Source organism: Microcoleus sp. Pol12A5 (assembly GCF_036701435.1).
In the GTDB taxonomy this organism is placed as follows: Bacteria; Cyanobacteriota; Cyanobacteriia; order Cyanobacteriales; family Microcoleaceae; genus Microcoleus.
Genome location: NZ_JAUBQU010000153.1, coordinates 1 through 11,808, shown reverse-complemented (window position 1 = coordinate 11,808; position 11,808 = coordinate 1). Strand labels below are relative to the sequence as shown.

The 11,808-nt window shown below is 44.0% G+C and carries 16 protein-coding genes; 9 read left to right on the top strand and 7 right to left on the bottom strand.

Features of this window, described 5'->3' with window-relative positions:
- Positions 1–137 (bottom strand): hypothetical protein (locus QUA45_RS25570; protein WP_333222547.1); only part of this gene is annotated, 137 nt, incomplete at its 3' end.
- A gap of 424 nt (positions 138–561) precedes the next feature.
- A complete protein-coding gene (locus QUA45_RS25565) occupies positions 562–693 on the bottom strand; it encodes a hypothetical protein (protein WP_333222544.1) in 132 nt (43 codons plus the stop codon).
- A 53-nt stretch (positions 694–746) separates the two neighbouring features.
- On the opposite strand from QUA45_RS25565, the gene QUA45_RS25560 reads away from it, so the two are divergent.
- The 5 genes from QUA45_RS25560 (at position 747) to QUA45_RS25540 (ending at position 2,809) form a co-directional block, all read left to right on the top strand.
- Positions 747–1,487, top strand: a complete 741-nt coding sequence (locus tag QUA45_RS25560) for a glutathione S-transferase family protein (protein ID WP_333222542.1) — start codon at positions 747–749, stop codon at positions 1,485–1,487.
- 86 nt (positions 1,488–1,573) lie between these two features.
- On the top strand, positions 1,574–2,068 hold the full coding sequence (locus QUA45_RS25555) for a hypothetical protein (RefSeq protein ID WP_333222539.1): 495 nt from the start codon (positions 1,574–1,576) through the stop codon (positions 2,066–2,068).
- A 30-nt stretch (positions 2,069–2,098) separates the two neighbouring features.
- Positions 2,099–2,392 carry a DUF433 domain-containing protein gene (locus QUA45_RS25550; RefSeq protein WP_333222545.1) on the top strand — a complete coding sequence of 98 codons (294 nt, stop codon included), beginning with the start codon at positions 2,099–2,101 and terminating at the stop codon, positions 2,390–2,392.
- Entirely contained in the window at positions 2,379–2,528 is a 150-nt protein-coding gene (locus QUA45_RS25545; RefSeq protein WP_333222537.1) for a hypothetical protein, read from the top strand. The genes QUA45_RS25550 and QUA45_RS25545 overlap by 14 nt, the downstream gene beginning before the upstream one ends.
- A complete protein-coding gene (locus QUA45_RS25540; protein ID WP_333222536.1) occupies positions 2,522–2,809 on the top strand; it encodes a DUF5615 family PIN-like protein in 288 nt (95 codons plus the stop codon). Before QUA45_RS25545 ends, QUA45_RS25540 begins: the two co-directional genes overlap by 7 nt.
- Before the next feature lie 43 nt (positions 2,810–2,852).
- Here QUA45_RS25540 and QUA45_RS25535 read toward each other — a convergent pair whose 3' ends face one another.
- Entirely contained in the window at positions 2,853–3,095 is a 243-nt protein-coding gene (locus QUA45_RS25535) for a hypothetical protein (RefSeq protein WP_333222534.1), read from the bottom strand.
- A gap of 553 nt (positions 3,096–3,648) precedes the next feature.
- Between QUA45_RS25535 and QUA45_RS25530 the strand changes: the two genes are divergently transcribed.
- Entirely contained in the window at positions 3,649–4,020 is a 372-nt protein-coding gene (locus QUA45_RS25530) for a hypothetical protein (protein WP_333222533.1), read from the top strand.
- 5 nt (positions 4,021–4,025) lie between these two features.
- A complete protein-coding gene (locus tag QUA45_RS25525; protein ID WP_333222531.1) occupies positions 4,026–4,457 on the top strand; it encodes an HNH endonuclease signature motif containing protein in 432 nt (143 codons plus the stop codon).
- 174 nt (positions 4,458–4,631) lie between these two features.
- Here QUA45_RS25525 and QUA45_RS25520 read toward each other — a convergent pair whose 3' ends face one another.
- The 4 genes from QUA45_RS25520 to topA all read right to left on the bottom strand — a co-directional run bounded on the left by QUA45_RS25520 (position 4,632) and on the right by topA (position 9,491).
- Positions 4,632–5,810, bottom strand: coding sequence for a restriction endonuclease (locus QUA45_RS25520; RefSeq protein WP_333222529.1), 1,179 nt, complete (start codon positions 5,808–5,810; stop codon positions 4,632–4,634).
- Between the two features lie 29 nt (positions 5,811–5,839).
- The gene (locus QUA45_RS25515; protein WP_333222527.1) at positions 5,840–6,292 is read right to left on the bottom strand and encodes an HNH endonuclease signature motif containing protein; all 453 of its coding nucleotides are present in this window, start codon (positions 6,290–6,292) and stop codon (positions 5,840–5,842) included.
- Complete coding sequence (locus tag QUA45_RS25510) at positions 6,283–6,528, bottom strand: hypothetical protein (protein WP_015178580.1); 246 nt, start codon at positions 6,526–6,528, stop codon at positions 6,283–6,285. The genes QUA45_RS25515 and QUA45_RS25510 overlap by 10 nt, the downstream gene beginning before the upstream one ends.
- Before the next feature lie 191 nt (positions 6,529–6,719).
- A complete protein-coding gene (gene topA, locus QUA45_RS25505) occupies positions 6,720–9,491 on the bottom strand; it encodes a type I DNA topoisomerase (protein WP_333222525.1) in 2,772 nt (923 codons plus the stop codon).
- A 464-nt stretch (positions 9,492–9,955) separates the two neighbouring features.
- Here topA and QUA45_RS25500 point away from each other — a divergent pair, with 464 nt between their 5' ends.
- Positions 9,956–10,639 (top strand): VOC family protein, encoded by a 684-nt coding sequence (locus QUA45_RS25500; RefSeq protein WP_333183331.1) that lies wholly within the window; start codon positions 9,956–9,958, stop codon positions 10,637–10,639.
- 170 nt (positions 10,640–10,809) lie between these two features.
- Positions 10,810–11,808: protein kinase domain-containing protein (locus QUA45_RS25495; protein ID WP_333222523.1), on the top strand; the 999-nt coding region annotated here is incomplete at its 3' end.

Here is an 11,808-nt window from a genome sequence, read left to right as displayed (position 1 = left end):
TTGAGTAGGGGGTTGTCGAGGAGATAGATTTGTCCGACGGATAGGTAGTTTGCCGCCCGCCAGTAGGCGTTCATTTTATGTAGTTCTGAGTCGGAAAGCGGCTTTAATTGCGGGATCTCGGTTGTTCCTAGCACCATCAGCGATTGACTCCTGAGTTTTGGTTGTTTTGTAAAGTGCGATCGAGAAATGCGATGGATCTTGTAACTGACGCGGGATATTATTTTGTTACTGGTGACACTGTTTATTTTTACTTCATGTTTTGCAAGTAAACAATTGAATTGTATATCACTTTTCTCTCAATCAAAGTTTAAATCAACGTTAATTTTTGGGTAACAAGCGCGCAATTTTGACCCACGAAAGCTGGGTTGTGGGGGGTGAAAGCCTTGGGGTGTAGAAAAGATACTTCTCACGGTAGAGGTGAGAATTATTTATATGTGAAATTATTTTTTCGGGCTGCTTGCTGATGAGCTGTTAACTCCTTTCCTGCTAAAGTTTTGTATATTCGCTTAAGCTCTAAAACTGAGTATCATCCGTCAGTTGTTCACCACAAATATATTTTGATTAAAGGCTGCGGGTTGTATTCCAGAGCGACAGGGCAAAGCGATTAGCGCCGATCGCAACTCCCCAGGAACCACATTGATTAGGGCGATCGATCATCATTACTTGAAGCAGCACGGCGACTAGCAAAAGCATCTTTATTGGGTTGAACCGACAAATCATCTAACAGCATCAGCGAGGTCTTGACAATGATTACTTTATACACTGCACCATCTTTTGAGGAACTACGTAGCATCAGCCCACCCTGTCTAGAGCTTGAAACTTGGCTCCGTATGGCAAAGCTGCCCTACAACAAAGTAATCGTGATAGCACAAAGTTTTGAGCTTGCCCCCAAGGGTAAAATTCCTTTTATCGACTATCAAGGTAAAATTGTCGGTGATGCTTTCTTAATCATCGAAATGTTAAAGCAAACAGAAGGGATTGATCTTGATGCTGGTTTGACCCCCGTTGAGCGATCGATCTCTCTAGCATTTCGCCGCATGATCAAAGAGAACACTTACTGGGGCGCAGCCGAGACTCGCTTCGGTATAGAAGAAAACTGGCAACGCTTTCGAGCAGTGGTAGCCCGTGCGCTCTTCCCTGAGCTCCCATTAGAGGTATCAGAACCTTTTGCCCAAGAGTTTGGTAAAACAATGCGATCGCAGATGCAGGCTCATGGAATCGGTCGTCACAGTCATGAGGAAATTGCCCAGATAATCTGTGCTGATTTTAAAGCTCTCTCAGACTTTCTGGCAGACAAACCGTTTTTTATGGGAGATAAACCCACCACATTAGATGCGACTGCCTATGGCTACATTGGTAACTTCCTGCAGCCGCGCTTTGAAACCCCAATTGTTGATTATCTACTTGGGCGATCGAATTTATGCCAGCATTATGAGCGAATGACTCATCATTTTTTTGCCTATAGCGAAGCGCAGATCGCTCATTAAGAAACTCAATCACTGTTTAGTTTCCGTTCAACTTCATGAGCTAATCTCGTTTGTTTACACATCAACCAATTAATAACGTTACTCTAATGATTCATCACCTTTCTATTTCTGCTCAAAACCCCCAGCACGTTGCACAAGTTCTGGCTGAAATTTTGGATGGGCAACCAACACCTCATCCTTTTAGCCCAGACGGCTATATCGTTTTCCCTTTTGATGAATATGGTACAGAAATTGAAGTTTATCCCTTGGGGACTGAGATAACATCCGGTGATAATGAGGAGCTGCGTGCGTATATACAAAATACGGCTGCTTCTACATTCACAGCAACTCATGCCATGCTATCTGTCCCTGCCAGCATCGAACAAATTGAGCAAATTGCCGCCCGTGAAGACTGGCTGCTACAACGCGCTAGCTTTGGCTTTGATTTCATGATGCTTTGGGTAGAAAACAGATTGTTGCTAGAGTTTCTAACCCCCGATATGACGGCTCAATATCTAGCATTTACACAACGAGAAAATCTGAGAAAATATTTTGTTTTCCCTGAGAGCGATCCAACCTCTGCCAGCACTACGAACGAATGACGTAGGAGTTTTTTTTGCGATGGATAGTTAATAAATCAACTCTCGTTCATTCCTGACTACATCAATTTATTAACCCAAAACTTAGCTAAGATCGGGCAAGAAATTAACAAAACTCCCGGTGTCTGTGGCGGTGATGCTTGTATCAGAAATACTCGTTTTCCTGTTTGGGTGCTGGAGAGCTTTCGTCGCTTGGGTATCAACGAGTCTCGACTATTAGATAACTATCCCACACTAACGGCTACTGATTTAGCAAATGCCTGGGCTTATGCGGCAGCTTTTTCAAATGAAATTGAAATAGCTATCGGCGAGAATGACGATGATTAAGATGATGGCACGTGTTTATACTGACGAACAATTTCCCAGAGTGGTTGTAGAATTGCTGCGCCCTAGGATTCACAATATTCTGACAGTGCAAGAAGCCGGAAAGGATAACCAAAAATTCCTGACCAAGAAGTGTTAGCTTTTGCAGTAAGTGAAAATCGAGATATTTTAACTCTAAATCGCCGTTATTTTATCAGACTGCACAGGTTACAGCCTGACAATGTTGGAATTATTGTCTGTAGGGGAGAGGATGATGTAACAAGAAGGGCTGGTAACATTAATCAGGCTATTTTCTCACTTGAAACATTAACAAGTCAAGTGATTCGAGTCGATCGCACTCTCGGCGCAATCTATATCTTAAGCGATCGCCACAAAGTAAACTCAAGCAATCTCAATCCGAAAATCACTGCATCGGTTTGATTGCTGGCTAGATGCCACCGCCAATATTTCCCGCTGAAAAAACCTAGGAGGCGACTAAAACAGGGCACTGGGAAATCCGGCAAACATTGGACACAGTTGGTTGGTGGGAAACGACTCGCAGTTCGTGAGAATACCGGGGACGCGGGTCATTTTCTAACCAGATGGGCGGTACCATCATCACTTCATAGTAAGCGATCGTATGCAAAACCCCAGGCTGAGACTTCAACTCCACTGTTAAGCCCGCTCGGTACTCAAATGCTTCTTCCCAGTCTAGATTTTCATTCATATCCATATTCATAGCGATCGCGCCTCTTAATCTTGTTTCTTTTCTCAATTGTAAGCCACTACATAAACCATTGGGTACTTTCTGTTGCTTATGATACAATTTTTAACCTTATATGTTCGATCCCTGACAATTTAACAGAGAGGAGCAATTGTCAATAAGTAAATAGGATGATTTCGCCGACGGGTGAAAAGCAAGCTGCAAAGGTAGGCTTGACAAGAGTTTGAGTTGAGATGTCTCAAACAAAATAGGGGCGATGGAACCGCGCAGACGTTTATGACACAAAGGAAGAGAACCGAAGAGAATTTTAAGGACGGAAGTACAAACCAATTTTTGCCAGCTTGGCTAATATTTTATAAATAAAGAAACTCGGTTTTTTTAATAAACCGGGTTTCTGGATGAGTGAAAACTAAACTAATTTCACTTGGTTTTCTTCTTTGTCGCTGTCGCCGTATTTTTAGCAAGCGAGATCCTGCTTCATTTCTTTTTGGCAGATGTCTAATACTAAAAGTAAAATATGGCATAATATAAATATTAGTTTCATAGCTTTGCACCTATGACCGCCCAAATCACCCTAAATTTGCCAGATGAAGTCTATCACCAAGCAGAATTGCTAGCGCTGCAACGCCACCGCACCGTGAGTGAGATTCTAGTAGAAACTCTGGAAAATTTTCTCTTACCAACCGCTAAACCAGTATCAGCACTGTCTGATTCAGAAGTAATCACTCAGACTCAACTCCGGCTGCAACCAGTCCAAGAACAACGATTGAGTGAATTGCTAGACCGCCAACAATCCGGTACGATCGCATCTGTAGAACTGGCTGAATTGCAGGCATTAATCCACATATATGAAACTCGACTATTGCGACAAGCTCAAGCCTTAAATGAAGCAGTGCGGCGCGGCTTGCTCGAACCATTAAAAGGATAAGGAAAATGGCGATTTCCGAACAAGTGCGAGCCAGAGTTCGCGCACAAGCTCAAAACCGATGCGGTTATTGTCGCAGTTTAGAAAAGTATATTTTGGGAATATTGGAAATTGATCATATTATTCCTAAAGCGATTGGCGGTACTGACGAGGAAGAAAATCTCTGGCTGGCTTGTAGTCTGTGCAATAATTACAAAGGAACCCAAACTGACGCATTCGATAAGGTCACGCAAAAGCACGTTAAGTTGTTTAATCCGCGCACTCAACAATGGCCACAAAATTTTGCTTGGAGTGAAGACGCTACAGAAATTATTGGACTTACAGACTGCGGTCGCGCCACAGTCACAGCACTACAACTAAACAATAATATTGTTGTTAGTGTCAGGCGTCAGTGGGTTAGTGCTGGATGGCACCCGCCCACAGATTCAAGTATTTCATAACAGATATTATTGTCAATATAAAAACCGCTGTGGCCGCTCGCAATTAAATCTGAAGGGGGCCTTAATGCTACCAGTTAAGAAAGAAAAGAGTAAGAGTCATAGCAAGAATTTCCTATTTTGAACAGGCAAGATGCCTGTTCCACAATAATTATTGGAGATGTCTAATGATGATTATTAATCACACCAATCGTAATACTGAGGTATACCATCCCAAAGAGAATAAAGCTTTAAATTTCCCCATAGATAAAGTTCACCATCATTTTTGTACTTCTTTTTTGCTCTGAACACCTTTTCTGCATTTAAATAGGAAAGAGCAGCAATCCCTGTATCTGGGATCTCGTATCCTCGAAAAGAATCACCAACTATACTGACCGTAGTCCTTGGGAGTTCCATGAGTAAAGCAGCTCCTTTTGAATCTCGAAGAACTATCGCAAAACAGTTCCAAATCATCCCATAGTATTTAGTAGCACGAAAAATCTTACCTTCCAGCGTATCTGTTAAACCATTTAAATTGAGTAAATATTTCAAGTGGTCAGGTTTTACTAGACTAGATTTATCACGAATAATACGCTCGGCGGCGTAAAAAGACCAGCGACTCACCTCGTCTGAAGTTGCTAATTTTATCCGTGTCTTTTGTCTAGCGGCGAAGCGTTGAGCACAAGGCAAGTATCGTGAAGTTGTTACAAAAAGTCCTTGATTTGCTCGTTCGTCTTCAACAACAGCACTTAAAGCTTGTACTGCTTGAAGGTCGATTGGATTGGATGTGGCGTATCTCTTAGCTTGCACTAGAGTCACAACTTCACCAATCACATCGTTAGAATACAGGCGAATATCTACACCACCGTCAGATCGACCAGAACCAAGTTTAGTGTGATACCCGTTATTACGAAATATCCCATCAAGTAAAACCTCAAACTTTCTGGGATCGAGGTGGTATAAATCATCAGGAGATTTATGAAACCGTTCATAAACCTCTTCATACAGATCCGAAAAATCTGGTTGTACTAAATCGCAAATCCATCGCCATTCAAAGTAGTTACGATATGCTTCTTTTAACTCTTCATCAATAACCTCAAATGTAAATACTCCACCTCCATAATTCTCGACGTAGAACCCAGTATTCTGAGTTAGTTCGTCAAATTCATCGTATAGTTTACCATAGTTATATAGAATTTCGCCAAGTTGCCCAGAAGCACAGAGAACTAAAACGCATGGATTTTCTGGTGGTTCATCATCAAAATGTTCATTCCATGACTTAAATGTGCAATCGTGCCATAATTCTTTTTGTTGCGCCCACGAACGGATAACTGATTTGAGATATTCAATATTTTTCTCAAGGCGAACGTCTTGCATATGATTAAAATCAACTGTTCTTATCAATATTATGAATTTTGGCGAGGATCGTTAGAGGGAGGATGCCACCCTGCCCTAATCCATAAACGACGAGCTCGGATAATTGCTCCTTCATTATGATATAGATCGTTAAGGTCTAATCGATCGCAGGTTCCCCTACCTGTTGGAGTAATACCCATTATTTCTAAACCATCCGCAGACCAGTTAAAATGCTCAGACCATTGCTGTTGACGGGGGTTAAACAAAGTTACTTCTTGTTCTGTTTCTGGGTCAGTACCCGTGACAAAATTATAGCGATTATTATTACAGCGATGACAAGCTAAAGCTAAGTTTTCAAGCTCATCGCTACCACCAATCGAGCGAGGTAAAATATGATCTATCGTAAATAGAGTAGAGCTACTTTCTTCTGCTGAATGGCAATATTCACAAAGAAAATTAGCTCTACTTCTTACTAAGTTTCTAGTAGCGCGGTTTACGGACATGAGGCTGCTATAACTTTAGCGTTAATTAAGGTAAAAATCCGATCTAGTTCTAGTAAGCTTGCTAATTCTACAACCTCTTCTGAAGTTAAAAGATTAGCCTTTTTTCTGTCGGCTAGCTCTTCTAATCGGGCTTGCAGGTTTTCCGTAAATTTGAATAAGTAAAGATTTCTGACTTTCTGAATCGAAATCTCACGATCGATCCAGTAGGAAGGTTGTACCATAAGTTCAGCTATCATGGTGATTCAATTACTCCAATTACTACATGGATAGTTTTGATTATATCATGAGAACCAAAGGATTACTTTAGAAAGAGCCGACCTACTTACGCAAGGCGCGATCGAAGAAACCGGATTTTTTACCGAATCTGTCTGCTAAAACAAATTATTGCAAAAAACCCGGTTTCTGACCGTACAGTGCGTAAATCCTGCTAACTTGACTTAGTTGTTTTCTTGGCTGTTGTCGCAGTCGCCGTCTTTTTAGCAGTGGTTTTCTTCGCCGCAGTCTCCGTCTTTTTAGCAGTGGTTTTCTTCGCCGCAGTTTCTGACTTCGCCGCAGTGGTTTTCTTCGCAGTAGTTGTTTTCTTCGTTGCAGTTTCCGATTTCGCCGCCGCAGTCTTAGTTGACTTCTTCGACTTGCTGCTAGATTTTCCGCCGCCCGCTGCTTCCTTCGCTGCTAACAAATCCAGTGCTTTTTGTAAGGTGAAATTCTCCACAGATTCATCCTTAGCCAAAGAAGCATTGATATCGCCGTGTTTGACGTAGGGCCCATAACGGCCGTCGTAAACATTGATAAGTTCTCCCGATTCTGGATGCGCGCCCAATTCCTTCAAAGGTGTAGCTGTTTTGCTGCTGCCGCGGGCGGCTTTCGGTTGGGCTAACATTTCCAATGCCCGATCGAGCGTTATCGTCAAAACATCATCCGGCGGTTTGATCGATCGATAATCTTTCCCCACCTTACCCTGGTCATGCACCACATAAGGCCCGTACATCCCCAAATTAGCTTGCACCTTCGCCCCCGTCTCCGGGTGAGTACCCAACAAGCGAGGTAAAGTCAACAAACTCACCGCCATATCCAGCGTCACGCTATCCTTATCCGTCCCCTTCGGTAAAGAAGCCCGCTTCGGTTTCTTGTTCGTTTCCGAAACTTCCCCTAACTGAACGTATGGCCCATAACTGCCAATCAGCACATAAATCGGTTCCCCAGTTTCCGGGTGAAGACCCAATTTTTCCGGGCCTTCGGTTTTTTGCTTTAACAGAAACTCCACTTGTTCCGGATCTAAATCTGCCGGCGTCAAATCTTGGGGAATAGATGCTTTTACCAAGCCTTCTTCGCTTTCAGATTCCAGATAGGCGCCGAATTTGCCGATGCAGACTTTAGCAGTAATATTCTCCAATACCACAGTTCGGGCAACTTTCGCGTCAATCTGACTTTCCTGTTCTTTGACTTGGGTTGCGAGTCCGGTTTCCCCTGTATAAAACTTTTGCAAATACGGCAGCCATTTCGCCTCGCCCGTGGCAATTTCATCGAGGGTTTGTTCCATTCGGGAAGTAAAACCGGTGTCTACTAAATCAGGAAAATGTGTTTCCAATAAAGTCGTGACGGCGAAAGCGGTGAAGGTCGGAATTAGGGCGTTAGCTATTAATTTGGCATATCCCCGATCGACAATTGTACCGATAATACTCGCATAGGTACTCGGACGGCCCACACCTTCGCTTTCGAGCATTTTGACCAGAGAAGCTTCCGTGTAGCGGGCGGGAGGTTGAGTTTCGTGACCAACTGCCTCTAAATCCTTACAATTAGGTTTATCCCCCACCTTCAGCGCCGGCAAAATCACCTCTTGGTCTTCCAACGCCGCATTCGGATCGTCGGAACCTTCCACGTAAGCCCGCAAAAAGCCTGGAAAATCAATCCGTTTGCCGCTGGAACGGAAACCGGCATCTTCTACCTGAGTTTGTACCGTAACGTGAGTTTGGCGGGAATCGGCCATTTGAGAAGCGACTGTCCGCTTCCAAATCAAATCATAGAGGCGGAAATCAATCCCATCCAATCCCGTTTGCTGCGGAGTCCGAAAAGTGCTGCCTGCCGGACGGATAGCTTCGTGGGCTTCCTGGGCGCCTTTGCTTTTGGTGGTGTATTTGCGCGGTTGGGGGCTGAGGTATTCGCTGCCGTAAAGTTCTTGCACGCAACTGCGCGCCGCTGCGATCGCCTGTTCGGACAAATGTACCGAATCCGTCCGCATATAGGTGATAAAACCGCGTTCGTAGAGACTTTGGGCAATTCGCATAGTTTCCCGCGCACCCAGCCTCAGTTTGCGGTTAGCTTCCTGCTGCAAAGTCGAGGTTGTAAATGGTGGCGAGGGTTTGCGGGTGACTGGCCGTTCTTCAATATTCCCGACAGTCCAGGGTTTGTTTTGAATGCGTGAGAGTAAAGCCCGCGCCTGTTCTTCGTTCAGCAAAAGTACACGGCGGCCTGCGATAATTTGCCCGGTATTTTCATCAAAATCGCTGCCGTTTGCAACTTTTACATTGCCGACTGTCACGAGTTTGGCATCAAAGGAAATTTTGCCCTTTTCCAAAAGGGCTTTTAAATCCCAGTAACTACCTTGGCGGAAGGCGCGGCGTTCCCGTTCCCGGCGCACCAAAAGCCTGACTGCGACTGACTGTACTCTACCGGCGGACAAACCCCAAGCGATTTTTTTCCACAATAGCGGAGAGAGTGTGTAACCGACGAGTCTGTCGAGAATTCGGCGAGTTTCTTGGGCTTGTACTACTCGATTGTCGATATCGCGACAGTGAGTTAAGGCGTCGCGGATAGCTTCGCGGGTGATTTCGTGAAACACCATCCGCTTGATGGGAACTTTGGGTTTGAGGATTTGCAGCAAATGCCAGGAAATGCTTTCGCCTTCTCGGTCTTCGTCAGTAGCTAGTATCAGTTCTGTGGCGTCTTTGAGGGCGTCTTTGAGTTCTTTAACAATTTTCTTTTTATCTTTCGGGATGACGTAGAGGGGTTCAAAGTCTGCTTCCACGTTTACGCCCAGTTGCGCCCATTTTTCTCCTTTAACGGCTTCTGGTATTTCTTCGGCGGAGGATGGTAGGTCGCGGACATGGCCCATCGATGCCTCTACACGGTAGGTGGAGGGCAGGAAGTTGCGGATGGTGCGGGCTTTGGTAGGAGATTCGACGATGACTAAGGTTGACATGGCATCTTTTAAATGTGGATGGCAGCGCAGCTAGAGGGTCTAAGTTAGAGAGTTTAGGTCAGATGTCAAGGCTTCTTTCAAATTTGGGCGATTATTTTCAAACTACCTTAATTTTTAACTTACTGCCGATCGGGTTGCAGGTGACAAGCTGATGGGATTTTACTGCTTTCGGGGCAGAGGCTGCGAATCGCCTCTCTACAAGATGCACTCCTTGGATGACCTGACTTTAGCAGAATTGTCGGTAACTGGATGTTGAGACTGCTGGATGCGGGCGGATGGTTCCTCAATCTGGTTGTAACTTGAAGGTTGGGGCGACCGATTTTAGATTTTAGATTTTAGATTGGGAAAGATTTACTGAGTACAGGTTTTGGGCTTTGGTACAGTACGCTGTGCAGCATCAGCGTGGCGATCGGAAAAAAAGCAATCACAGAGGATTAAAATTACTTGAGCGATGGAGTAATTCGATGAATAATTCTATGACAGTTGAATTCGACCATCTTTTCATCCTTACTGATATTGGTGCTTCGGAAGCTAATCGTTTATCATCCTTCGGTTTAGTTGAGGGTGGATCTCGCATTCATCACGGACAAGGTACAGCCAATCGCTGTTTCTTTTTCCATAACGCAATGTTGGAATTGTTATGGATTCACGATCCAGAAGAGGCGCAGTCTGAGCCAATTCATCAGACTCGTCTTTGGGAGCGATCGACAAATCGGAATAATGGTGCGTGTCCATTTGGCATCTGTTTGCGTCCAGCCAAAGGTGCTGAGGACACAGTTGCATTTTCAAGTTGGGCATATCGTCCACCTTATTTATCTGAAACTATGAGTATTGCAGTAGGAACAAATAGTGATGTGTTGACTGAACCCATGCTTTTCCAAATTGCCTTTGGTAAACGTCCAGATCGAGACTCGGCCCCTAAGTCACAGCCTTTGGATCATGGTGTTGGTTTCCGGGAAATTACTCGTGTAGAATTAGTCAGTCCTGCTGCAAATAATCCGTCACCTGAACTTCAAGCAGTGCTTGAGACAAATCAATTAAAATTGCGGATAGGAACCGAGTATTTTGTCGAGCTCGGTTTTGATGGAGAAGTGCAGGGACAACAGGTAGATTTCCGGCCTGGATTGCCGCTTATTATCAGTTGGTAATCAAAACCTGTAAAACAATTAATAATATGGCTTCACTATCCAACGAACTGCGATCGTTCGTACAGAATGCCCACTGACAATTACAGGAACATTAGAGGCCATTGAGAATTTTTCAAGTTGGCTGAGTAAACTAGAGATATAGTAACCCCCTATTTATTGAGAACTGGAAAATGGAGACAATTACTGACCTGCCAGGGTATCGCATAACAGAGCAACTCTATGCAGGATCTCGCACTTTAGTCTATCGCGGTGTTCGGGAGAGCGATCGCACTCCAGTCGTCATCAAACTGCTGCGAAACGAATACCCCAGCTTCAGCGAACTGCTGCAATTCCGCAATCAATATACCATTGCCAAAAATCTACGTCTGCCGGGAGTGGTTGAACCCCTCGATTTAGCACCTTACAAAAACGCCTATGCTTTGATAATGGAGGACTTTGGAGGAGTTTCCCTGTCTACTTATATCCCGTCAGCAACTAATAAAAACCAACCCGATAAATCTGTATTTTTAGAAAACTTTCTCAACCTAGCCCTCAAACTAGCAAATATTCTCCACTCTCTATATCAAAACAGAGTTATTCATAAAGATATCAAACCCGCCAATATTCTGATTAACCCACATAGCAAAGAAATTAAACTCATTGACTTCAGTATTTCTTCCCTGCTGCCGAGAGAAACCCAAGAAATCCAGAATCCCAACACCCTCGAAGGAACCTTAGCTTATCTCTCCCCAGAAAAAACAGGAAGAATGAATCGAGGCATTGACTATCGGAGTGACTTTTATTCCCTCGGTGTGACCTTCTATGAATTGTTGACAACACAGTTACCATTCGAGTCAGACGACCCAATGGAGTTAGTGCATTGTCATCTAGCAAAACAGCCGATTCCGGTACATCAAATCAAGCCAGAAGTTCCCCTAATTTTATCGCAAATTGTTAGTAAACTGATGGCAAAGAATGCGGAAAATCGCTATCAGACTGCATTAGGACTGAAACACGATTTAGAAAATTGTCTGGCTCAGTTACAAAACACGGGTAACATTGAGACGTTTGCATTGGGAACGCGGGATATTACAGACCATTTCCTCATCCCCGAAAAACTCTACGGCAGAGAAACAGAAGTTGAAACATTATTAGCAGCCTTTGAGCGAGTCAGCAGAGGCAGCACCGAA

Coding starts and splice junctions, on each gene's coding strand:
- QUA45_RS25510 (WP_015178580.1), bottom strand. CDS start 6,528: ATGATAGCTGAACTTATGGTACAACCTTCCTACTGGATCGATCGTGAG.
- QUA45_RS25555 (WP_333222539.1), top strand. CDS start 1,574: ATGATTCATCACCTTTCTATTTCTGCTCAAAACCCCCAGCACGTTGCA.
- QUA45_RS25535 (WP_333222534.1), bottom strand. CDS start 3,095: ATGAATGAAAATCTAGACTGGGAAGAAGCATTTGAGTACCGAGCGGGC.
- QUA45_RS25515 (WP_333222527.1), bottom strand. CDS start 6,292: ATGTCCGTAAACCGCGCTACTAGAAACTTAGTAAGAAGTAGAGCTAAT.
- QUA45_RS25525 (WP_333222531.1), top strand. CDS start 4,026: ATGGCGATTTCCGAACAAGTGCGAGCCAGAGTTCGCGCACAAGCTCAA.
- QUA45_RS25565 (WP_333222544.1), bottom strand. CDS start 693: ATGCTTTTGCTAGTCGCCGTGCTGCTTCAAGTAATGATGATCGATCGC.
- QUA45_RS25520 (WP_333222529.1), bottom strand. CDS start 5,810: ATGCAAGACGTTCGCCTTGAGAAAAATATTGAATATCTCAAATCAGTT.
- QUA45_RS25530 (WP_333222533.1), top strand. CDS start 3,649: ATGACCGCCCAAATCACCCTAAATTTGCCAGATGAAGTCTATCACCAA.
- QUA45_RS25560 (WP_333222542.1), top strand. CDS start 747: ATGATTACTTTATACACTGCACCATCTTTTGAGGAACTACGTAGCATC.
- QUA45_RS25545 (WP_333222537.1), top strand. CDS start 2,379: ATGACGATGATTAAGATGATGGCACGTGTTTATACTGACGAACAATTT.
- topA (WP_333222525.1), bottom strand. CDS start 9,491: ATGTCAACCTTAGTCATCGTCGAATCTCCTACCAAAGCCCGCACCATC.
- QUA45_RS25500 (WP_333183331.1), top strand. CDS start 9,956: ATGAATAATTCTATGACAGTTGAATTCGACCATCTTTTCATCCTTACT.